19 protein-coding genes and 1 pseudogene are annotated in these 21,838 nt (G+C 43.8%); 14 read left to right on the top strand and 6 right to left on the bottom strand.

Annotated elements, in window-relative coordinates; genetic code table 11:
• Positions 1 to 321 precede the first annotated feature (321 nt).
• The 6 genes and pseudogenes from NG798_RS04480 to guaA all read left to right on the top strand — a co-directional run bounded on the left by NG798_RS04480 (position 322) and on the right by guaA (position 7,393).
• Positions 322 to 696 (top strand): Mo-dependent nitrogenase C-terminal domain-containing protein, encoded by a 375-nt coding sequence (locus NG798_RS04480; RefSeq protein ID WP_261220616.1) that lies wholly within the window; start codon positions 322 to 324, stop codon positions 694 to 696.
• A gap of 455 nt (positions 697 to 1,151) precedes the next feature.
• Positions 1,152 to 1,982, top strand: a complete 831-nt coding sequence (locus NG798_RS04485; protein ID WP_261220617.1) for a protein kinase — start codon at positions 1,152 to 1,154, stop codon at positions 1,980 to 1,982.
• A 41-nt stretch (positions 1,983 to 2,023) separates the two neighbouring features.
• Positions 2,024 to 3,658, top strand: coding sequence for a glycoside hydrolase family 55 protein (locus tag NG798_RS04490; RefSeq protein ID WP_261220618.1), 1,635 nt, complete (start codon positions 2,024 to 2,026; stop codon positions 3,656 to 3,658).
• A 101-nt stretch (positions 3,659 to 3,759) separates the two neighbouring features.
• Positions 3,760 to 4,341, top strand: a pseudogene (gene recR / locus NG798_RS04495) (recombination mediator RecR); the annotation flags it as partial.
• A 176-nt stretch (positions 4,342 to 4,517) separates the two neighbouring features.
• Positions 4,518 to 5,624 carry a cobalt-precorrin-5B (C(1))-methyltransferase CbiD gene (gene cbiD, locus NG798_RS04500; RefSeq protein WP_261220619.1) on the top strand — a complete coding sequence of 369 codons (1,107 nt, stop codon included), beginning with the start codon at positions 4,518 to 4,520 and terminating at the stop codon, positions 5,622 to 5,624.
• Positions 5,625 to 5,773: 149 nt separating this feature from the next.
• Positions 5,774 to 7,393, top strand: coding sequence for a glutamine-hydrolyzing GMP synthase (gene guaA / locus NG798_RS04505; protein ID WP_375338945.1), 1,620 nt, complete (start codon positions 5,774 to 5,776; stop codon positions 7,391 to 7,393).
• A gap of 206 nt (positions 7,394 to 7,599) precedes the next feature.
• On the opposite strand, the gene NG798_RS04510 is transcribed toward guaA, so the two are convergent.
• A complete protein-coding gene (locus tag NG798_RS04510; protein WP_261220620.1) occupies positions 7,600 to 8,523 on the bottom strand; it encodes a cation diffusion facilitator family transporter in 924 nt (307 codons plus the stop codon).
• A gap of 243 nt (positions 8,524 to 8,766) precedes the next feature.
• On the opposite strand from NG798_RS04510, the gene NG798_RS04515 reads away from it, so the two are divergent.
• Entirely contained in the window at positions 8,767 to 9,120 is a 354-nt protein-coding gene (locus tag NG798_RS04515; RefSeq protein WP_261220621.1) for a hypothetical protein, read from the top strand.
• 117 nt (positions 9,121 to 9,237) lie between these two features.
• Positions 9,238 to 9,585: a hypothetical protein gene (locus tag NG798_RS04520; protein WP_261220622.1), complete on the top strand. Its 348-nt coding sequence runs from the start codon at positions 9,238 to 9,240 to the stop codon at positions 9,583 to 9,585.
• Positions 9,586 to 9,684: 99 nt separating this feature from the next.
• Here the strand turns inward: NG798_RS04520 and NG798_RS04525 are convergent, their stop codons facing one another.
• The 5 genes from NG798_RS04525 to NG798_RS04545 form a co-directional block, all read right to left on the bottom strand.
• On the bottom strand, positions 9,685 to 9,909 hold the full coding sequence (locus NG798_RS04525) for a DUF4327 family protein (protein ID WP_261220623.1): 225 nt from the start codon (positions 9,907 to 9,909) through the stop codon (positions 9,685 to 9,687).
• A 455-nt stretch (positions 9,910 to 10,364) separates the two neighbouring features.
• The gene (locus NG798_RS04530; protein ID WP_261220624.1) at positions 10,365 to 11,975 is read right to left on the bottom strand and encodes a glycoside hydrolase family 3 N-terminal domain-containing protein; all 1,611 of its coding nucleotides are present in this window, start codon (positions 11,973 to 11,975) and stop codon (positions 10,365 to 10,367) included.
• Positions 11,976 to 11,987: 12 nt separating this feature from the next.
• Positions 11,988 to 12,386 (bottom strand): 30S ribosome-binding factor RbfA, encoded by a 399-nt coding sequence (gene rbfA / locus NG798_RS04535; protein ID WP_261220625.1) that lies wholly within the window; start codon positions 12,384 to 12,386, stop codon positions 11,988 to 11,990.
• Positions 12,387 to 12,567: 181 nt separating this feature from the next.
• Positions 12,568 to 12,783 carry a DUF751 family protein gene (locus NG798_RS04540; protein ID WP_261220626.1) on the bottom strand — a complete coding sequence of 72 codons (216 nt, stop codon included), beginning with the start codon at positions 12,781 to 12,783 and terminating at the stop codon, positions 12,568 to 12,570.
• Between the two features lie 458 nt (positions 12,784 to 13,241).
• Positions 13,242 to 13,766: a hypothetical protein gene (locus tag NG798_RS04545; protein ID WP_261220627.1), complete on the bottom strand. Its 525-nt coding sequence runs from the start codon at positions 13,764 to 13,766 to the stop codon at positions 13,242 to 13,244.
• Positions 13,767 to 14,027: 261 nt separating this feature from the next.
• On the opposite strand from NG798_RS04545, the gene NG798_RS04550 reads away from it, so the two are divergent.
• The 6 genes from NG798_RS04550 to NG798_RS04575 all read left to right on the top strand — a co-directional run bounded on the left by NG798_RS04550 (position 14,028) and on the right by NG798_RS04575 (position 21,790).
• Positions 14,028 to 16,034, top strand: coding sequence for a DICT sensory domain-containing protein (locus tag NG798_RS04550; protein WP_261220628.1), 2,007 nt, complete (start codon positions 14,028 to 14,030; stop codon positions 16,032 to 16,034).
• 203 nt (positions 16,035 to 16,237) lie between these two features.
• Positions 16,238 to 16,717, top strand: a complete 480-nt coding sequence (locus tag NG798_RS04555; protein WP_261220629.1) for a peptidoglycan-binding protein — start codon at positions 16,238 to 16,240, stop codon at positions 16,715 to 16,717.
• A gap of 210 nt (positions 16,718 to 16,927) precedes the next feature.
• Positions 16,928 to 17,350 (top strand): photosystem I reaction center subunit II PsaD, encoded by a 423-nt coding sequence (locus NG798_RS04560; RefSeq protein WP_261220630.1) that lies wholly within the window; start codon positions 16,928 to 16,930, stop codon positions 17,348 to 17,350.
• Positions 17,351 to 17,581: 231 nt separating this feature from the next.
• The gene (gene trpE / locus NG798_RS04565) at positions 17,582 to 19,114 is read left to right on the top strand and encodes an anthranilate synthase component I (protein WP_261220631.1); all 1,533 of its coding nucleotides are present in this window, start codon (positions 17,582 to 17,584) and stop codon (positions 19,112 to 19,114) included.
• 92 nt (positions 19,115 to 19,206) lie between these two features.
• Positions 19,207 to 20,514, top strand: coding sequence for a glycoside hydrolase family 3 N-terminal domain-containing protein (locus tag NG798_RS04570; RefSeq protein ID WP_261220632.1), 1,308 nt, complete (start codon positions 19,207 to 19,209; stop codon positions 20,512 to 20,514).
• A 46-nt stretch (positions 20,515 to 20,560) separates the two neighbouring features.
• The gene (locus NG798_RS04575; protein WP_317619558.1) at positions 20,561 to 21,790 is read left to right on the top strand and encodes an ABC transporter substrate-binding protein; all 1,230 of its coding nucleotides are present in this window, start codon (positions 20,561 to 20,563) and stop codon (positions 21,788 to 21,790) included.
• The last annotated feature ends 48 nt before the right edge of the window (positions 21,791 to 21,838 follow it).

A 21,838-nucleotide genomic window follows, 5' to 3' on the forward strand; every position in this document is an offset into this window, starting at 1 on the left:
ATGACAACCACTCTATTTTTCAGTGCCCTTCACACAAGCAAATTTTTGTCAATCCCTTTGTGATAGAAATCACTCTCAGGATGTGATAAAAAAAATTTACAACTGTGATGGTAATCGTTTCAATTTCATCACATTAAAGGGCAATATAGATTCGGGGAAAGAAATTGACCCCAAAGTAGCAGTTTACCGCACTCAGCGTTTCAATTCCTACCTTATCCAAGATAAAAAATCAAAGACGCTAAATCCGGTATGCGGCGCTCAAACTTTGTAGATTACTGTCATCTAGGTAACTCACGCCCCGCTCACAGAGGAAACGAAACAATGAAAGTATCTAATTATACCATACCGAGAGTCGTAGTTGCAAGTTGGGTAATGCTGAACCCAGCAGACACCACCTCTAGTGCTGCTCCAAAAGCCAATCATCCCCAGAAAAAACCTTTTGATATCTTCAAACCTCTGCGCCGCTTGCTTGACAATCTCGAAGTCAAGGACGCAAAATTTGCTCACTGGCTCTGTACAATGATTCCCGCTCAATGTCCGTTTGAGCGTGATGTTAAATTGTTTGGTCATACCCTGTTTCACATTCCGCCTATGTGCAAGCTCAATCCTCTTTATGATGAAGTGGTGGGACTTCGTTTTCGCGCCCTTTGCTATCTAGCTGACGAATGTAAAGAAGATATCTCCTGCTATTGTTAAAAAATTGCTGTGTTGGGAGGCTCGAAAATTCCCCCCAAGCAAAAAAGAGGCTTTTGAGGCTTGCCTTGCCAGACAGTACGCTTCAGTTGTTTGTTTTCAAGCCATGATAGGTTTTTTAGGTTCTTAAATTTCAAGAGCCCAACTCGCCGCTTCTCCACAATATCGGTGCTGGTTGGGAACTTTGCCATTTTTAGTTTTTCCGCTTTTCAGGTTTATTTCATTCTAGGGGCCGGCGGTTGGCTGTGGCCCCTTTGTTCTCGCCGTTGTCCAATAACGCATGATCCCGATGCGGATACCGGCATAAAGAAATTTACAGATATTCACACAAAAGCGATTTGGTGCTTTAATAGCTACGGAAGGCAAAAACAGACACGGTTATAGAATTACTCCGTGTTCGCAGCAGAAAGTGCTTTTGCGCCAAAAAACCTACAGATTCATCTAGGGGGGGTGAGACCATGAAAAATTTTCCAGATTTTTCCCGGTACGGTTATCATGTAAACCGAGTCCTTGAAACTCATCAGAAACAACGCCGCATCACCTACCTAGCTACGGATCTTAAACAAAAGCGGCAAATAGTTATTAAACAGTTTAAAGGTTTCCAAAGCAACCGCGAAACCTGGGATGCGATTAAAACAGAAATTCAACTACACCGGCGCTTAAATCATCCGGGAATAGCAGGGTATCAAGAAGCTTTTAAAAACCCCGCCGGTTTGTATTTGGTACGCGAATATAAAAAGGCTTCACCGGCAGCCTCACCACAGCAATATTCCGCAGAACAAATTAAAAAAATAGCAATTTCTCTGCTGGAAACTCTTGTTTACTTGCAAACCCAAACCCCCACCCTCACACACGGTAATATTAAGCCCCAAAATATTTTAGTTGGGGAAAATAACGATGCTTATTTGATAGATTTAGGGTTGAATGAAGAGGCGGCAAGTCCGGAAAGTGATGTATTTCAACCGCCAGAAAAGTTAAGCGGAAATTTAACAAAATCATCGGATCTTTATAGCTTAGGAATGACGTTGATTTGTTTGGTGGCCGGTGTTAAGTTTCTGGATGTGGAAAAATGTACTCGTGCGGATGGCCGGTTAGATTTGAAAACGTTGTTGCCTTCGTTGAGTGAACGGTTTCGCAATTGGTTAGAAAAGATGATTCAACCAAACCCAAAAGACCGTTATTTTGATGCAGCGACGGCGTTAGATGCCTTGAAAAAAATCGATGTTTCCCCCTCATTTTTTGAGAATATCCACCGGCAACTTTTAAGCCAAATTAATTTTAACCGCTAGGCGTTGGCGGGGGGCCGGCCCCCCCTTTAGCATTAAAAAAAATGAAAAAAAACTCCCGCAAACGCCTCTTAATTGCGGCCATCCTTATCACCTTAATTGTTGGCATATATAGCCTCTGGCAAGGCTACAATTATCTCAGCGCCCAAGAAGCAAACCCCAATCAAATTAGCCAAAATTGCGGCAGTAAAAGTGCCGGCCCCACTGATAACCCCATTGCCGGTTATTATGGAAACACCCCCTATGCTTGGACAAATCAAATTAAATGGAATTGCGTTTATAACATCAAAGACTTTCCTGCCGGTTCAACTATTGAAAGCTTCAACGCCGCAAGAGATGCAGCCGAAAAAAACGGCGGCGGTGTGGTTTATTTTCCCCCCGGCATTTATAATTTTTCTGACAACATTTATCTTAAAAACGGCGTAGTTTTGCGGGGAGATGCAGCAAACGTTAAAGAAGCAAAAGCAGAAAATTATAATCTCCCATCTCAATTAATTTTTCCCAAATATGAGCCTAATTTAACAGGGGCCGGTACTCCAAATAACACCGCCTTTAAAAAAATCTACACCACCAATCCTAACACTGATAGTAACATCGGCTTGGTAAATTTAGACATTAACAGAGCCGGTGTTTATTGGGAAGCAGATATTGATAACGGCAAAAACAAAAACATCTTAATTTTTGGGATTCGTAACAACAACGTTGCTGATTTTTCTCCCAACGTTCCTAACCCAGAATTTCAAGAAGCTTGGATGCGATACTCTCACCGTTTTGCAGCCAATCTCAAAATCAACGCTTTGGAAAATATTTTAGTCGCCAATAACAGAATTAACGATAAAATTACCGACAACTACGACCAACCGGCCTACAAAATTCAACCCTTAAAAGGCAGCCAAATTCTCACCCTCAATGTGCCTTTTAATTATACCAATCATTACGGAATTTCTGTCAACCGTTCCAAGCCAAAAGGATTTAGTTTAGCCGCAGATCCCCAAAGCGAACCCGGACTTTTTAGAAAAGGCATTGTTATCAGAGATAATTGGGTTTATCACACGATGCGCGTTGCCATTCAAGCATCAGGAGATGGCTTAATTTTACAAAACAATATTATTAAAGATCAGGCCAATAAACAATGGTGGACAGATCCCACCGGCACCAAACAAGCGCAAAATTCTGTCACTTTAGAAAATCGGGCTATTGATTGGTCTGGGTGGAATGTTAAAATAGAAGGCAACGATTATGAAGTTTACCGGCACCAAATCGCCGATGCTAAATATCTCAGCGTTGATGGCGAAGGAATTTTGATTCAAGAATGTTGCGGCGGTACCAAAGTCAAAGGCGCAATTCTTTCTAAAAATTCCGGTAATTCTTATATTGGCTTTTACAAAGTTCCGGGGATTGAAAATGTAGAAATTACCCAAAACAAACTCTTGACAAATATCACCAATACCCCATTAATATTTGTCATGGCGGATACGAATAAAACCCCGCACAGGATAGACAATGTGAAGATTGAAAATAATGTAGTCAATGGCAGTATTTTAGCCCAAGGTAGTTTGGGCGGAAATAACAATATCATCCAAAATAACACCGGCAACAACACCGGCAACATAGAAACAAATTGTCACGTTAGCGTCAAAGAAAATCCAGGGTTTGAGGTAAAACAATGCAAACCTTAACCGGAGGGTGATTTTTGTCCACCAAACTCTACTCTTAAATCATCAAACCTTTGATAAAATAAAAACAGTTATTAAAAAGGAGAGAAGCCGTTTATACTCGTCCCTTAGCTCGTTTGATCGAGCAATTACAACGCTTACCCGGTGTAGGGCCAAAAAGTGCTCAACGGTTGGCTCTATATATCTTAAAACGTCCCGAAAATGAAGTACAAGCCCTGGCACAAGCTTTACTTGAAGCTAAACAACAAGTAGGAGTTTGTCAGCAGTGTTTTCACTTGTCCGCAGAACCAGTTTGCGAAATTTGTAGCAACCCTAACCGCGATAATAGTACAGTTTGCGTTGTTGCAGATTCCCGCGATGTTATTGCCTTAGAAAAAACGCGAGAATATCGCGGAAAATATCATGTTTTAGGAGGCGTTATTTCGCCGATGGAAGGAATTGGGCCCGAACAATTAACAATTCAACCATTGATTAGACGCATTAGCCAACAAAAAACAAAAGAAGTTATCCTCGCCATTGGGCCCAGTGTTGAAGGTGAAACAACAACGCTTTACATCGGACAATTAGTCAAACCTTTTACCAAAGTTACCCGCATAGCTTTTGGTTTGCCAATGGGAGGCGATTTAGAATATGCAGATGAAATTACCTTAGCGCGAGCTTTGGAAGGCCGACGAGAGTTAGAATAAGGCTAAATTAGCAGCGTTAAATTAGCCAAAATCAACTCCTTAACCGGCAACAAATTACGATTTTATATCAATTTTGTAGGGGCGGGTTCTAGTAAAATTATCCTACCAAAAGAAAAACTAAATAAACCCACCCCCTTTGCTACAAAATCGCAGCCAATTTGAAAGCAATAATTTCTATGAATAACACTAAACCTCGTGCCGGCTACACCCTCCCCGTCTTCGCCACCGCCGCCGCCCAAGCCGCCCTCCAACACCTGCAAAACCCCAATCAACCCATCCCATCAGTCAAAATAAACCTCATTCAACCCAACGAACTCGCAGAAATTCCCATCGAACAAGTCGCCAGTTTATCAGAAAACAGCGCCCTCGCCATCACCCGCAGCGACCCAGGAGACAACCTCGACCTTACCCGAAACACCCCCATTTGGGCAAAAATTGAAATAGAACCCAACACCCCACCCGAACTTATCATCAAAGGCGGCGAAGGCATAGGCCGGCAACTCAACCTCAACAACCAACCAGCCATCTACAGCTACGCAAAAAACCTTCTCCAAGAAAACCTCAAACCCCAACAAAAAACCACCCTCACCATTATCCTCCCCGAAGGCCGCTTTCTCGCCACCCGCACCTCTAACAGCGCCTTTGGAGTCATCGAAGGGCTATCCCTACTCGGTACCACCGGCATCTCCCAACCGCACAGCGCCCCCGGTCAGTTAGACATTTTTTCAGAAGAATTGCAAAAAAAAGCTTGTCAATTTGACAGTATTGTGCTATGTATCGGCGAAAACGGCCTTGATCTCGCCCAAAAAACCGGCATCCCCCCAGAAAGACTTGTCAAAACAGCCAACTGGTTAGGGCCAATGTTAGCAATGGCCGGCACTTGTAAAGTCAAATCTATATTATTATTTGGCTATCACGGAAAACTGATAAAACTGGCCGGTGGAATCTTCCACACCCATCATCACCTAGCAGACGGCAGAATAGAAATAATCACAGCCCACGCAGCCAAAGTCGGAATGCCAAGCGAACACTTACAAATTATTTTTCAACAACAAAGCGCCGAAGACATCCTCAACTATTTGCAAAACCTACAACCAGCCGGTCAAAATTGGCTAAACCTAATTTATCAATCCCTAGCCGAAACCATAGACACCCGTTCTCAACAATACATCCACGACTTAACAGAAGCAAACGTCCAAGTCGGGACTATACTCTTTAACCGCAAACGAGAAATTTTTGTCAAAAGCAAAAATGCTGCCACTTTACTCCCCCATTTCTGTTAGTCTAGTTTCAATATCTATAGATTAAACTCCCAAAAAAGAAAAATCTCCCTTTTTTACGAGTAGCCTCTGTTGTTTTTCCGTTGTTCTGTCAAAAATTGCCCCAGAACAAGACACCGACCACTACAGCTAAGAATCAGGAACCCCCCGCCGTGACAGTAGAAACTCAAACCGAAGAACTCCCCATTGTCGAGTCTCCTAACGAGCCGTTCCCCGACCGGCAAATGATTTTAATATTAGACTTTGGCTCCCAATATTCCGAACTGATCGCTCGCCGCATCCGCGAAACACAAGTTTATTCAGAAGTGCTTTCCTACCGCACCACCGCTGAACAGTTGCGAAAGCTAAACCCCAAAGGCATCATCCTCTCCGGTGGCCCCAACTCAGTTTATGATCAAGGTGCGCCCCATTGTGACCCGGAAATCTGGAATCTTGGTGTGCCGGTCTTAGGCGTTTGCTACGGAATGCAATTAATGGTGCAACAGCTTGGCGGCGGCGTTGAACGTGCCAAACGCGCCGAATATGGCAAAGCATCTATATTGATAGATGACCCAACCGACTTACTCACAAACGTAGAAAACGAATCTACAATGTGGATGAGTCACGGAGACTCCTGTACTCAACTTCCAGAAGGCTTTGAAATATTAGCGCACACCGAAAACACCTCCTGCGCCGCAGTAGCACACCACGAGAAAAAACTTTACGGCGTTCAGTTTCACCCGGAAGTCGTTCACTCCGTCGGCGGTTTAGCCTTAATTCGTAATTTCGTTTACCATATTTGCGGCTGTCATCCAACTTGGACAACAGAAGCTTTTGTCGAAGAATCAATCCGCGAAATCCGCGCTAAGGTAGGGGATAAAAGAGTTTTGCTGGCATTGTCTGGCGGCGTAGACTCTTCAACTTTGGCATTTTTGCTGCATAAAGCGATTGGGGATCAATTAACTTGTATGTTTATTGACCAAGGGTTTATGCGGAAATATGAACCAGAACGTTTGGTTAAATTATTTCAAGAACAGTTCCATATTCATGTAGAGTATGTGAATGCTCGTGAGCGATTTTTGACAGCAATTGCCGGTGTCACAGACCCCGAAGAAAAACGCAAACGCATCGGCCATGAATTTATTCAGGTATTTGAATCGGAGTCAAAACGACTTGGGCCTTTTGATTATTTAGCTCAAGGAACGCTTTATCCTGATGTGATAGAATCCGCAGATACCAATGTAGACCCCAAAACCGGCGAACGGGTGGCTGTGAAAATTAAAAGCCATCACAATGTCGGCGGACTACCAAAAGATTTACGCTTTAAGTTAGTCGAACCGCTGCGGAAGTTATTTAAAGATGAAGTGCGAAAGGTAGGCCGGTCAATTGGTTTACCCGAAGAAATCGTGCAACGTCAGCCTTTCCCTGGCCCTGGTCTAGCAATTCGTATTTTAGGCGAAGTCACGGCGGAACGGTTAAATATTTTGCGCGATGCAGATTTAATTGTGCGTCAAGAAATTAACCGCCAGGGATTCTATCATCAATTGTGGCAAGCTTTCGCTGTTTTGTTACCTATCCGCAGTGTCGGAGTCATGGGAGATCAGCGCACTTATGCTTATCCAGTTGTGTTGCGGTTTGTTTCCAGTGAAGATGGTATGACGGCAGACTGGGCACGGGTGCCTTATGATTTACTCGAAGTTATTTCGACGCGCATTGTTAATGAGGTAAAAGGCGTTAACCGTGTTGTGTACGATATTACCTCTAAGCCACCTGGAACCATTGAGTGGGAATAGTACGGGGAGATAGTAGAGACGTTCCGCTGGAACGTCTTTCCGCCGGAACGTCTCTACAAGGCGGGGAACTCCCCAGCATACACTGTGGAAAACTTCCATAAAACTGTGGAAAACTCTGGTTTCCTGTGGAAAACTAAACAAAATTGTTAGCTATTTAACATCGAATAGCCGTTTGATCCGAGAGAATAAAACTTGCAAAATAAGCGTTATTCTGAGGGAGACTCATAAGTAATTTGTTCTGAGCGGTAGGCCGGTGGCTCAACGTGAATCAGAATTCTGGCTGGATGATATTTTGCCTGCAAAAGAGTCTCCACTTCTTCAGTGATCTGGTGTGCGGTTTCTACATCTTCTGCATCAACTATCATGTGCATTTCTATAAAAACTTGCCGGCCTACAACACCACGAGACGTGATATCGTGGCAGTTGACAACCCCTGCAACTTGCATAACCTGGTTATAAAGAGTTTCGGGTGGAATCGCTACACTGTCAACTAACCAGGGTAAATTTTGCTGTAAAATATCCCAACCGCTTTTAAACACTAAAATCGCCACCGGAAAAGCTAAAAACACATCTAACCATTGCAGTTGAGGGATATTCCAGACGTTGCCTTGCCAAATACCCACCAAACCGGCAATCACCAAAATTGTTACCCAAATATCACTCATCGTATGTTGGGCATCTGCAATTAAGATACCGCTCCCCAAACGCTGGCCGGCCTTGCGTTCATAAAACGTTACGAAAATATTAATACCCAAAACCAGCAACAAGAGCCAAATTTCTGCGGGGGAAATATTCACCGGCTTACCGCCTGATACAATTCTATCAACCGAACTGCGGAGAATTTCTAAACCGGCCAGTCCGAGAAAAGCAGCAATACCGACAGCACCAATACCATCAAATTTTAAATGTCCGTAGGGATGAGTACGATCTGGTTGTGGCGAGGCAAACTGATTTGTCACCAATCCTAAAACATTATTCCCGCTATCGGTAAAACTGTGCAAGGCATCTGCCAGCAAGCTAAGACTGCCGGTAATGTATCCCACCCCTGCTTTAATTACCATTACCACTAAATTAAGAAACAAAGTAATGAGTAAGACTTTGCGAACTGCTGCTCGGTTATCTGTGAGCATAAATTCTTTCCTTTGTTTTACAGCAACTTGCCTGTAATTTAGTCTAGCTTGTTTTTGAGGTATAAATAACTAAAACTCTTATGATGCTTAGGTTTTAGCGATTATCATCTTCAAAACGCCGGCGCGTTTAATGAGACTATTCTGCAATAAAAACAGCTAAACCTGTTAAGAATTTGTTAGCTACCGTCCTAAGAGACACCGCATCTTTTAGCATTAAGAATACGATATTAAGATTAATTGCTCATGTCTTTAACTCAACTCACCCTTAATATAGGAGAAGGCTCTGTCTCCTTTAGCTTTACACCCCAAGCAGCCAAAGAGTTGCAAGCCTCTCTTGCGGAACTCATGCAGAAACTCAGAGCAGTCAGCGCCACAAAAGCCGGCGGTGGAACCAAACCTACCCCCCAGAAACCAATGGAATATCAATACACCGGCGACATATTTCTGGAAATTTTCTGCAACCCCAACATCTGGCCCACTCCTTTTGCCGCCAAATTGCTGATCTCGCTCAGAGATGACCGTATTCGCCTCACAACCGAAGCAGAACTTACCCGCGTTATCGAGGATCTTAACCACTATCTCGACAGTGTGGGTTAAATTTCTCTTTTGTTAAAAGTCCTTTAAGCATCTGCGGTTCCTTAAAAAAAACCGCATCTTGTCCCAAAAATTCAAACTGCTGCGCTGAAACTTCAAAAATCTGGATTTTGTTAACTTATGAACAACGAGAACTTGACTGAAACGATTCAAAAAGGATTTCACATTACTTTGGGTGCTACCGCCGCTTTGGTAGAAAGCTTGCAAGACCCAGAAAAAAGGCAAGAAAATCTCACAAAAATGCAATCAAATTTAGGCTTGCTCACCGAAGAATGGGCCGCCAAAGGCTCACTTACTGAGCAAGAAGCTCGCACTTATGTGGATGCGATCTTTTCCCAACAAACTCCAACTGCCGAAACCTCAACCACTACATCCGAAGCGGAGAGCCAGTCTGATATTAACGCGCAAGTCCAAGAACTCACAGCCCAACTTGCAGCTTTACGCGCGGAATTAGAAAAACTTCAATAACCTGAAAATGCCTGAGCAACAGGCTTGACAGGGTTGCGATGGGCGTTGTTTGTTGTGGGGAGAAACTTCAAACAACGCCCGACGCCAAATATTTCATTCTTAATCATTCTCCCATTGTTCTTTTCCCATTAAATCGCCAATTCGATCCCGCAGTAAGTAGTTGCATTTTTCGAGTTCTTGTTCGACACAAGCCCATTCGCGGGCTGGGATAAATTGGCAAAGGCTATAGATGGGCTGCTGCCGGCTGACAACTCCCTTACGCACGAGTTCTCTGGCTTCTTCTTGAATGAGATCGATGGAATACTGAATGGTAGACAAAGACATAATTACCCTTTCTTGCTTGATTTACAAAGTAACAAATCGCTAAACCTTAAACGCCTCTAAGGAGAGGTAAACTTTTGTTAGATTTTTGGCGGGAAGAAACAATTTGTATCTCCCTATACTGAATATTCTCTATTTTGACGCTTTCACCCTCAAGATGGTATTAAGAACAGGTTAAGAATTTTTAAGAAAAACTGCCGAACAGCCTGACAGCAAGGATTGCGGTGCTGGAAGAAAAGCCAAAAGTCAGGAAACCATGATTTTTTGGATTCGTTTAAAGCACGATTTATGCTGGATTCAGAGAAATAAATCTGCCTTTGGGAAGATGACAATAGTGGTGTGATTTAGCCGTAATGTTCCGCTTAGGTGGTTTGAGGTCATCCTTAAAAATGTCGGAATGTTTGTTTCAGACATCTCGATGGCGCTGGAACCCTCACCTATTCAGCACATTAAAGACATCAAACAAAATTAGACAGAGAAAAAGAAGAACCAAATAAGGTTTCTAAGGCTAGGGTTTGGGCGCTTATTTGCTGCCCATAGGAAAAAACAAAAGGTATTTCTGTTGGTAGAGCCGGTAAAAATTGTTCTAAGGTATAAGGACTACCGTAGATCACAATGGCCTGCAATTGTTGAGTTTGTAATAATTTTTTAAACCAGGTGAGTGCTGACTCTATTACTTCGTTGCTTCCCCGAAATGGATTGCCACGAATAAAGATTTGCAATATGGTAGGAATGCCGGTGGTAGGGTCTAAGTCTGGCGTGAGGTTGGTGTTGCGATCTACGAGTTGCAGTTTATAACCAAGTTGACGGGGAAAGGCGATAGCTGGGGTATGGTGCCCTAAAACTTCGCACAAAAAGATATCATCGAGCAAGATTAAATTACGTCCGCCTGGCTGTGGTTGTAGTGGCAGAGGCCCGCCGGCTTTCATTGAGTCTCGCAAGATGTTAGTAACGCTTGAGATGGCTGCCGGTGTGGCGATGTTGGGAATTGCTGATTGAGTGATTGGGGAAGAAAAGATTTTTTGTTTTGCTGTCCAAATTCTCTTGACAGATTCGTTGATTCGTGCTTCAGTAATCCGACCGGCCCGGACGGCATCGCAAATGGCGGCGATGGCACCGGCAGGATCTAGCGGCATTAACAATATATCAGCACCGGCTTCTAAGGCTAAGATTGGGGCTTCGTTTGCGCCGTATTTTTTGGCAATTGCCCCCATCACAAGGGCATCTGTGACAATTAAACCCTCAAACTGTAATTCGTTTCGCAGTTTTTCGGTGAGGATTTTGTGAGAGAGGGTGGCCGGTTTTTCGCTATCCCAAGATTTTATCAGCAGGTGAGCGCTCATTATCGCATCGACACCGGCTTTTATGGCTGCAATAAATGGTGGTAATTCAATTTCGTTTAATCTGCTGTCGCTGTGGGGTAAAACCGGCAAGTCTATATGCGAATCTACTGCTGTGTCTCCATGTCCGGGAAAATGTTTAGCAACGGTTAAAACCGGCCATTTATGAGCACCTTTGATAAAAGCTGTTGCCAGTTTATTTACAAGTTCTGGAGTTTCGCCAAAAGAGCGAACATTGATAACAGGATTGTCGGGGTTATTGTTAACATCAACCACCGGCCCCAAAACCCAATTTATCCCTAATTCCAGGGATTCTTGAGCAATATGATATCCTAAGTCCTCTGCGTATTTTTCGGCTAAATTAATATCTTTTTGGGCGATGGTATTTAAAGCCATTGGTGGGGGAAAATGCGTGGCGCCGGTGAATCTTTGCCCGACACCTTCTTCAACATCGGAAGCAATTAAAAGCGGAATTTTTGCCCAAGATTGTATTTCTTGAGAACGCAAAAACATATCGCCAGAATTTCCCACCGGCAATAAGACACCCCCCACACCCAGATCCGCGATCAGGTGTTGGAGGGCTGCTTTTTGGGGTTCCCAGTCTGGGAAGCGAATTTGATGGTCAAATAGATATCCAGATGCTCGAATCACAAACATCTGGGCCACTTTTTCCTCTAAGCTAAGGCTGTCGAGGTCAGGAATAATTTGCTGCTTATCACAATTCGCCAATTTTGTCAATCCTCAAGGCTCGGAAATATCATCATCAACCGGCTCAGCATCGGTGTTGCTAGAGTGACTGAGTTGGTTAATTAAAGATAATACTCGGTCGCCGCGTTCGAGGGAACGGTCTTCGACAAAAAGAACTTCTGGGGTACGACGGAGGCGGACTCTTTGGCCAAGTTCGCTGCGAACAAAACCGGTGACTGCTCTAAGGCCGGCCATTGTTTCGGCGCGGGCGGACTCAGTGCCATAAATAGACACAAAAATTTTAGCGTGTTGGAGGTCGCCTGAGAGATCGACATCGGTAACACTGACCATGCCGGCGCCGACACGATCATCTTTGATGTCGCTAAGTAACATCAGACTAACTTCGCGTTTAATGAGAGATGCGACGCGAGAAACTCTACGATCTGTAGCCATAGTTTTAATTAAGGATTGGAATTAGGGATTGAGGATGGGGGATTGGGGATTGGTAGTGGGGAAAGTTTTTTATTTTGAATTACCTATTACCTAATCACCAGTCCCCTTGGAGGGGTTTACCCTTGGTTTGTGATGATAACGTCCAGATATTTATAAACCCGCCCTTACAAGCCAGTCCCTATCATGCCGGTGTTAAACCTAACATTGCCCGCAGTGTTAAGATAACAAAAACTAATGCAGAAATTGTTAGGCCAATGAGAGCGGTGGCGGTGACGGGTCGTTTTAACAGAGGTTTGAGTCTATCAAACAGGAAAAAGAATATCCCCAAAATAATTGTGACAAAGTAGCGGGGATAGCGAGAGATATTGCTCCAAAAATCATCAAAGACGACCATCATTTTTTAACACCACCGACGGATTGCTGTTAGTTGGTTATTTTTTAACTTGTTATATTTTAGCCGGTTTGCCACCTTTCGGATAGCCGTTTGGATTTGGGATGGTTGGGGGTGGGTTTTTGGGTTCTGGTTAAGGCTAAGAGTTAAGATAGCGAACCGGCCTCCCTGGTGATATCCGTCTGGGGGATGACGTTATGGAGGCTGTTGTGATGTCGGTGTGGCCAAACTCCAACTATTTCAAATCAAATTCGTGTAAAATTTCCCCCGTCTGATCATTTTTGCCGGCCTGGATGCTATTTTTCAATTTTATGAAATTTACTTCAAAAAACATCCTAAGTAAGTCAACTTAATTAAACTCTGGGTGTGTAGGTTGGGTAGAGGAACGAAACCCAACAGAGGCTTTGATGGGTAAGGCTTACGCTAAAACCATCCTACAAATAATTAAGTGCTTCTATTTATCCTTATTTCATTTCACCGGCACCCCACGAATTACCGCCCGGTAAATCCATCAAAATTTCATCAATTTTATCTTCTAAAGTTTCGCCCGAATAACTGTAAATTAAAGCCAGCAATTTTTGAGTAGTTTCTATTAAAACCGCTTTCTCAATTAATTGGGCAAGTTGACGCCGGTTATAATAAATACCCTCACGAACTTCTGTACTTGCCGGCCCGATAGCATCATCAAGGGATTCTTCTAATAACGATTGCCATTCATCTTGTTTGACATAATAAAAGCTTTTATTTTCTTTGAGATTCAAATTTTTAATTTTGCGGAGAGAATCTGCAATAGAAACAGCCCAGGAATTTGTCAAGCGTTGTTCGACAGAATTTTTAATCAGGGGAATAAATACGCGCACTAAAAAAGACTGAATTTTTAGCAAAACATCTTTTTTGCTCATCGCCTCTAACTCATCGATAATTTCCAGCGCCTCATCATATCTTCCGGCGAGGATGCTATGTCTTAAATTTGTTAATTCTTGGGTCATAAAACCGGCCCCATAACTTCCAAAAAGCTTACATTGAGTTTATCATTCCCTCAAACTTACGCTCGCCCCTTCCCTCAAACCGGCCCACCGGCGAGAAATAAGAAAACGCCTAAGTATATCTGCCTAAAAAGCTCCCGTAGCAGTATCAATACCATAAAAATCAGCAGCGCCGTGTCGCAAGCTTGACAGGAACCTGTATAGTTTGGAATAGTATCTTGCTCAAAACCATCCAACCAAACAAGAAGCTATCCCCCCATAAGCATGAGCAACCAAACCTCTGTGCTTGAAGACTTGCTGCAAGCAATGCCCGAATTGCGATCACAAATTTATTTCAAGCCTTCTTTGACTGCACTTTCGCACGCAATGGAAGACCAAGTTTTGGCTAGCTCAGAAAAACCCCTCGTCATCGCCAGCTTTCAGCGGGAACGCTTTTACCGGCAAGAAGCACACCGCTACCGCCGCATCTCCAACCTTACCGATCAAGTTTATATCCTAGCCGCACCAGAAACCGATTTCGCCAACGCCTCCCAAGTCTACGAAACCATCGCCTTTAACCCCTCAGATCGCCTCAGCGAAGAATGGCATTTAGTCGTTATTTCCGAGCAATACACAAGTTGTCTGATTTGTCAAGAAAAAAACCAACCAATTACCGGACAACCGAAAAACCAAGCACCGGCAATGGATCAATCGCGCCGGTTTGAGGGAATTTGGACATTTGACCGCTGCGTAACCTGTACCGCCGCTGAATTAATTTTTCGCCGTATCCTCCACTACCGGCCCGAACTTGCCGACAAAATCAATCAAGCAAGAGAACTCCTGCATTCAGAAGGCCGGCCCGCTTTTCCGAACATCGATCCGGGGCCCTTTGCCCAACGCTTGGTAACATACTTGCAGGCCGGTCAGCACAAACTCCTCAAAACCTACGCCTCTCTCGCCAACCAAGAACGCAGAGAACGGATGGTTAACGTGATCACAGCCGCCATTCGCCAATCGCTCAACCCAGCAGAGATTTTTCAAGTAGCAGCCCGCGAACTCGGTCAAGCAGTTGATGCGTGCCGGTGTTTAATTTATAAATGCAAGAGTAGCGACGAATTTGCCCTTGTCCAGCATGAATATCTGGGAACTAACGTTACCTCCCTGGTGGGGCAAAAATGGCCCTTAAAAGAAAATCCTCTATTTCAAGAAGTGCGAGAAAAGCGGGAAAGAGTGCTGGTAGAATATGCCCCAACTGATCCAAGATTCATTGATACTCCCTTCCAAACATTGCTGCAAAAACAAGAAATTGGCACTTGGTTAATGGTACCCATGCTTTATCAAAATAAGCTTGTAGGTATTGTTGAACTGCATCACTGTGGTTGTTTTCCTCGCAGTTGGGAAGAAGAAGAATTAACGCTTGTCGATGCGATTGCTGCTCAAGTTGGTGTAGCCTTAATCCAAGCAGAAGCTTATGCAAATTTAGAAGACCTAAACCAACAATTAGAAGCCTTAGAACGCACCCGCAGTAATTTAATTGCCATAACCGGCCACGAATTGAGAACGCCTTTATCTACTATTCAAGTATGTTTAGAAAGTCTGTCATCTGACCCAGATATGCCTCTGGAATTACGGCAAATTATGCTTAATTCTGCTTTAACAGATGCGGAAAGATTGCGAAAACTTGTTCAAGACTTTTTGACGCTTTCTCGGCTGGAAAGTGGACGAGTTGAATGGCATCCCGAACCATTACCCTTGCAAGAATGTATTGATTTGGCCCTGAGTAGTGTTCGCGCTCGCTGGTCTGGCAGTAACCCGCTTTTAATTACCTCTGAGGTGCCGGTGGATTTACCTTTGGTGCAAGCAGATGGTGAATGGTTAGTTGAGGTGTTGGCGAAATTGCTTGATAATGCTTGCAAATTTACCGATTCTCCAGGGCAAATCACGATAGAAGCGCAACATAACGGCGGCAAAGAAGTAGAAGTAATTGTGGCTGATACTGGACGTGGGATTATCCCAGAACGGTTGGATATAGTATTTGACCGGTTTTATCAAGAAGAAGGTGCTCTGCGACGGACTCAAGGTGGGACTGGTTTAGGTTTAGCAATTTGCCGACAAATTGTCAGCGGCTGGAATGGGCAAATTTGGGCAACTTCGGCGGGGAAAGATCAGGGAAGTCAATTCCACTTTACCTTGCCGGTGTTTGAGGGAGAGCAAATGCCAAAGGCGCAACCGCCAGAACGGGAAAGTCGTGGACGGCGCAAGGTTGGAGGCCGGCGGCGAGCTTTGCGGTAATTAAATATGGGGGGCCGGCGCTGTTTGCCCCTATTTTGACAAATGACAAATGACCAAAAATAAATTCCCCCAAAAGGATGAGCCAAAAGGATGAGCCGGTTTCATGCTTTGAAATCCCCCTGTAGCGTGACGTTGAAGCGTTTGCGTAAAGAGTATTTTAGAAGGTGTAGGAACCGATAGAACATTAAAAGAGGGGAAAGGTTATGAACAGTACAAACCAAGCGGTAAAAACTTCTGGGAAAAAACCGACCCTGAAAAAAGGTTCTCAAGGCCCAGATGTGGCCGAACTACAAAAACTCCTGAAGAACTTGGGCGCTTACCGGCAGAACGCCGATGGAATTTTTGATGATGATGTGGAATATGGGGTGAAGTTGTATCAGTTTCGGGTTTTTCTTCCCCAGGATGGCATTGTGGGGCCGAAAACTTGGCGGGCACTTTACACCGGCGCCCCGGTTGATATGCCGGTTTTGAAAGTTGGTAGTAAAGGTGAAGCTGTGAAAACTCTGCAAAAGGTACTCCAACTCACTCAGATTTATTTGGGTGTAATTGATGGTGATTTTAATACGGTTACAGATGCCGCTGTCCGCAGTTTCCAAAAAAGTGTGGGCGTTGTAGCTGATGGTATTGTTGGGCCTAAGACTTGGGAAGCTCTCAGTCAAATTCCTCGCGGTTATAACCCTTAAATTTTAGAGGCCGGCTTCTAGGGGCCGGTTTTTTTATGGCCGGCTTTTTAAGTGTCTGGGCAAAACCCCACCCTAATTAAGCTTGGCCAAGGACAAATAACAAGGGACAAATGACTCTCATGTAACAGTTCGTAACTGACTCGACCAGCAATGGGGGGGAGAGTGATACTATTCCTTAAAAATCGCCTGAAATTATAGAGAGACAAATTCATGGCAGAACTTAAAGGACAAGCGCCTAAGTTTGGGGGCGGCACCGGTGGGTTGCTCTCAAAAGCAGATGTTGAAGAAAAATATGCAATCACCTGGACTAGCCCCAAGGAACAGGTGTTTGAATTGCCGACCGGCGGCGCGGCCATTATGAACAAGGGTGAAAACTTGCTTTATTTGGCTCGCAAGGAATACTGCATCGCTTTGGGCGGTCAGCAACTCCGGGCTAAATTCAAAATCACTGATTACAAAATCTATCGAATTTATCCCAACGGTGAAATTCAATATCTGCACCCGAATGATGGTGTCTTTCCTGAGAAGGTTAACGAGGGTCGTCCCTATGTTGGCAAGAAAGATCGCAATATCGGCAGCAACCCGGAACCTGCGACTATCAAGTTCAGCGGTAAGACGACTTATCAAGTTTAGGATCTCGGCTGTTTTTGTAGCCTGATCTTGGCTTGGTGATTTTGGTAGAGGCGTTGGTTTCAGCGTCTCTACTTTGGTTTTTGGGAGTTTTTTAACCGCAGATAAACGCGGATAAACGCGGATGGGCTCTCGGTAGGATGCCTGCTCCACAGGGTTGATGGTTTGGGGGTTGGTTGGGGTTATGATTGGATGGTGTGATTTTTATTGTTTTTGGTTATAGGTTTTTTGTCGATGATTTTTCCTGATTTTGAACGGTTTTGTGGGTTGGCTGATAAGGGTAATTTTGTGCCGGTTTTTCAGGAGTTGGCTGCTGATTTGGATACGCCGGTTTCTGCTTGGTATAAGGTTTGTGCTGGTCAACCTTTTAGTTTTTTGTTGGAGTCTGTTGAGGGTGGGGAGAAAATAGGCCGGTATAGTTTGTTGGGTTGTGATCCTCTTTGGGTTTTGGAGGCGCGGGGTAATCAAACAACTCAATCTTATCGCACGGGTAATGTTGAGGTGCATGAGGGTGATCCTTTTGCGGTAATTGCTAAGTGTATTGAGTCTATTGTGCCGGTGAAGTTAGACCAGCTTCCGCCTGGGGTGGGTGGGTTATTTGGGTTTTGGGGTTATGAGTTGATTCGCTGGATTGAGTCTAGGGTGCCGGTGTACGAGACGGATGACAGAAATCTGCCGGATGGCTTGTGGATGCAGGTTGATAATTTGCTGATTTTTGATCAGGTTAAACGCAAAATTTTTGTGCTTGCTTATGCGGATTTACGGGATGGGGTGGGCTTGCAAGCGGCTTATAATAAGGCTTGTGAGCGGATTAAAAGTTTGGTAAATAAGTTGCAAATGCCTCTCTCGAAACAGGAAACTTTGCTGGATTGGAAACCGGCTCTTGAGGGAGTTTTGGCTGAACAAGATATTGCTTACAGCAGTAATATTTCTAAAGAAAATTTTTGCGAAAATGTGATAAAGGCTAAGGAATATATTAGGGCTGGCGATATTTTTCAGGTTGTTTTGTCTCAACGTCTTTCTGCTGAATATACGGGCGATCCTTTTGCTTTATATCGTTCGTTGCGTTTGATTAATCCTTCGCCTTATATGGCTTATTTTAATTTTGGCGATTGGCAAATTATTGGCTCTAGTCCTGAAGTAATGGTGAAGGCAGAAACCGGCCCTGGGGAACATAAGATAGCTAATGTGAGACCCATTGCGGGAACTCGCCGGCGCGGAAAGACAGCCCAAGAAGATAAGGAATTGGAAAAGGATTTGTTGGAAGACCCGAAGGAATGCGCCGAGCACGTTATGTTAGTGGATTTGGGGCGCAATGATTTGGGGCGAGTTTGTGTGAATGGGACGGTAAGTGTGGATGAGTTGATGGTAATTGAACTTTATTCGCACGTTATGCACATTGTGAGTAATGTTGTGGGAGAGTTGGCACCTGATAAAAGTGCGTGGGAGTTGTTGAAGGCTTGTTTCCCGGCGGGGACGGTTAGTGGTGCGCCCAAAATTCGGGCTATGGAGATTATTCACGAGTTGGAAGGATGCCGCAGAGGGCCGTATTCTGGGGCTTATGGCTATTATGATTTTGATGGCCAACTTATTACGGCGATTGCGATTCGGACTATGGTAGTGAAAAGTCAGGAAGATGGTTCGCACATTGTATCAGTACAGGCTGGGGCCGGTTTGGTGGCGGATTCTGATCCTGAGAAAGAGTATGAGGAAACTTTGAATAAGGCGCGGGGAATGTTGGAGGCGATTCGTTGTTTGGGTAGTTAGGTTTTGGCTGCTTCTCTGATTTTAATAGGCAAAGAAACTGGGTTTTTTATAAAACTCGGTTTCTAACTTTTTTAATAAATTTAGTTGGGTTTATGAGAGTTTTTTTGCTATTTTTGAAGTTATTTTTGGCTGTTGGGATTGTGTTTGCTGTCGGTTATTTGCGAACGCCTTTTATGGCGGATGTTCGAGGAGTTTTATTTTTGGGTGTGGTGGTTTTGGGTGCCGGTTTGATTTGGTTGGAAGCAGACAGTTTAAGGAGAGGTTATTTAAAAAAAACGAAAATAATTAGCTTTTTAATTGTTGCTATTGCTGGGTTGGGTTTGGTGATGGCGCTGGGGATTGAAGGGAGGTTTAATTATATTAAACAAGGTGTTTTTAATAGTGAGCCGGCTAAACTAGAAAAGTTAGGCCGGCATTTTATTATTGGTTATAGGAATTTTGAAGAGTTGAAATTATTGGTTGAGAAAAAAGCGATTGGCGGAGTGTTTATAACAACGAGAAATGTGAAGGGGAAAAGCATAGAAGAAATTAAACAAGAAATTGAAATATTGCAAGCAATGCGGCGCAGTCAAGGGTTATCGCCTTTGTGGGTGGCGGCGGATCAGGAAGGTGGGCCGGTTTCTCGTTTGTCTCCTCCTTTGGTGAATTTACCTGCGCTTTCACAAATTGTTGGGGGAAATAAGGAGGGGAAAAAAGATGCTGTGATTGAGTATGCTTCTTTACAAGGGAAGGGTTTAGCTGAGATGGGAGTGAATTTGAATTTGGCGCCGGTGGTGGATTTGAATAAGGGAATTGTTAATCCTAATGATAAATATTCACAAATTTACCGCAGGGCTATTTCTGGGGATAAAAATATAGTGGCTGAGGTGGCTTTGTGGTATTGTAATACTTTAGAGAAATATCAAGTTAAATGTGCAATTAAGCATTTTCCGGGGTTGGGGAAAGTGGAGGATGATACGCATTTACAAGCGGCAGAATTGCAAGCTTCGCTGAGTGAATTAACTGCGGATGATTGGGTGCCTTTTCGGAGGTTAATGATAGATTCTAAGGCTTTTGTTATGCTGGGACACGCAAAGCTAATGGCGGTAGATTCTGAGTATCCGGTTTCGTTTTCGCAGAAAGTTGTTGCAGAAATGATTAGGAAAGATTGGGGTTTTGATGGGGTTTTGATTACGGATGATTTTGGGATGCAGGCGGTTTATGGTAGTAAAGATGGGTTGTCTGGTGCGGTTGTTAAGGCGGTGAATGCGGGGGTTGATTTGATTTTGGTTAGTTTTGATCACGATTTGTATTATCCGGCAATGGATGCTTTGCTGAAGGCTGCAAAAGCGGGGGTTTTGGAGGGTGGTATGTTAGAGAGAAGTAAGAAAAGATTGGAAGAAGCAACGTTTTTTTATTGAAGAAAGTTTAATTTGATGATCGTAAGAGGCCGGTTGGTATAAGATAGTGTCTAAGTTTATTGTGCTGGTTGATATGAAGAAACAGACTGTCCATCGAAATGCTGGTTTATTATTGTTAGCTTTATTACTAGGTGCTTGTGCTCAACAAGCTAATACCGGTGCTTCTAAGGTTGATTTAACAAATGGGATTCCGATTGGTATTGCTTTGGCGCAAACAAGTAATGTGGCTTTGTTGGGTCAAGAAGGGCTAAATGGTGTCAAAATTGCTGAGAAATATTTTAATGATAAAGGAGGCGTTGATGGGGTTCCAATTCGATTAGTTTTACAAGATACGGCGGGTGATGAAGCAGGGGCAATTAATGCGTTTCAAAGTTTGATAGGAAAAGATAAAGTAGTGGGAATTGTTGGCCCTACTTTGTCGCAACAAGCTTTTAGCGCATCTCCACTTGCGGATCGCGCAAAAGTGCCGGTGATTGGGGCTTCAACTACGGCAAAAAATGTTCCTGAAATTGGCGATTATGTGGCGCGAGTTTCTGCACCGATTGTGATTGTGGCCCCAAATTCTATTAAGGCTGCTTTGAAACTTAATCCTAAAATTAAAAAAGTTGCGGTTTTTTATGCCCAAAATGATGTTTTTAGCAAGTCGGAAACGGAGATTTTTCAGGAAACGTTAAAAGCGCAGGGACTTGATATTGTTACGGTGCAGAAATTCCAAACAACTGATACAGATTTTCAAGCACAAGCGTCTAATGCGTTGAGTTTAAATCCTGATTTAGTTGTGATTTCGGGACTGGCGGCTGATGGGGGAAATTTGGTGCGTCAGTTGCGAGAGTTGGGTTATAAAGGTGTGATTGTGGGTGGTAATGGGTTTAATACTTCTAATATTTTTGCGGTGTGTAAGGCGCTTTGTGATGGGGTATTGGTGGCGCAGGCGTATAGTCCGCAACATCCAGGGGAAGTAAATAAGACTTTTCGGGAGGCTTATTTGAATCAGTATAAAAATGAACCTCCTCAATATAGTGCTCAAGCTTTTACGGCAGTTCAAGTGTATGTGGAAGCGTTAAAGGAGGTGGATAAAAAGACGGATATCAAGAATTTATCTTTGGAAGAGTTGAGGGTGGAATTAAATAAACAATTGTTGGCGGGGAAATATGAGACACCGCTGGGAGAAATTTCTTTTACGCCGGTGGGGGATGTGGTGCAGAAAGATTTTTATGTAGCACAGTTGAAGGTGGATAAGGATGGGAAGAATGGTAAGTTTGAGTTTATAAAATAGGGCATAATTCACCGGCATTCCTGGCCGGTATTTTTTGATTTAGAGGGT

Origin of the sequence: Ancylothrix sp. D3o, assembly GCF_025370775.1 — a bacterium.
Taxonomy (GTDB): domain Bacteria; phylum Cyanobacteriota; class Cyanobacteriia; order Cyanobacteriales; family Oscillatoriaceae; genus Ancylothrix.

What these genes read in the sequence shown, in the direction of transcription:
- NG798_RS04485 (WP_261220617.1), top strand. Translation starts at nt 1,152, where the DNA reads ATGAAAAATTTTCCAGATTTTTCCCGGTACGGTTATCATGTAAACCGA.
- NG798_RS04560 (WP_261220630.1), top strand. Translation starts at nt 16,928, where the DNA reads ATGGCAGAACTTAAAGGACAAGCGCCTAAGTTTGGGGGCGGCACCGGT.
- trpE (WP_261220631.1), top strand. Translation starts at nt 17,582, where the DNA reads ATGATTTTTCCTGATTTTGAACGGTTTTGTGGGTTGGCTGATAAGGGT.
- rbfA (WP_261220625.1), bottom strand. Translation starts at nt 12,386, where the DNA reads ATGGCTACAGATCGTAGAGTTTCTCGCGTCGCATCTCTCATTAAACGC.
- NG798_RS04545 (WP_261220627.1), bottom strand. Translation starts at nt 13,766, where the DNA reads ATGACCCAAGAATTAACAAATTTAAGACATAGCATCCTCGCCGGAAGA.
- NG798_RS04510 (WP_261220620.1), bottom strand. Translation starts at nt 8,523, where the DNA reads ATGCTCACAGATAACCGAGCAGCAGTTCGCAAAGTCTTACTCATTACT.
- NG798_RS04525 (WP_261220623.1), bottom strand. Translation starts at nt 9,909, where the DNA reads ATGTCTTTGTCTACCATTCAGTATTCCATCGATCTCATTCAAGAAGAA.
- NG798_RS04490 (WP_261220618.1), top strand. Translation starts at nt 2,024, where the DNA reads ATGAAAAAAAACTCCCGCAAACGCCTCTTAATTGCGGCCATCCTTATC.
- NG798_RS04550 (WP_261220628.1), top strand. Translation starts at nt 14,028, where the DNA reads ATGAGCAACCAAACCTCTGTGCTTGAAGACTTGCTGCAAGCAATGCCC.
- NG798_RS04555 (WP_261220629.1), top strand. Translation starts at nt 16,238, where the DNA reads ATGAACAGTACAAACCAAGCGGTAAAAACTTCTGGGAAAAAACCGACC.
- NG798_RS04570 (WP_261220632.1), top strand. Translation starts at nt 19,207, where the DNA reads ATGAGAGTTTTTTTGCTATTTTTGAAGTTATTTTTGGCTGTTGGGATT.
- NG798_RS04515 (WP_261220621.1), top strand. Translation starts at nt 8,767, where the DNA reads ATGTCTTTAACTCAACTCACCCTTAATATAGGAGAAGGCTCTGTCTCC.
- cbiD (WP_261220619.1), top strand. Translation starts at nt 4,518, where the DNA reads ATGAATAACACTAAACCTCGTGCCGGCTACACCCTCCCCGTCTTCGCC.
- NG798_RS04520 (WP_261220622.1), top strand. Translation starts at nt 9,238, where the DNA reads ATGAACAACGAGAACTTGACTGAAACGATTCAAAAAGGATTTCACATT.
- NG798_RS04540 (WP_261220626.1), bottom strand. Translation starts at nt 12,783, where the DNA reads ATGATGGTCGTCTTTGATGATTTTTGGAGCAATATCTCTCGCTATCCC.
- NG798_RS04480 (WP_261220616.1), top strand. Translation starts at nt 322, where the DNA reads ATGAAAGTATCTAATTATACCATACCGAGAGTCGTAGTTGCAAGTTGG.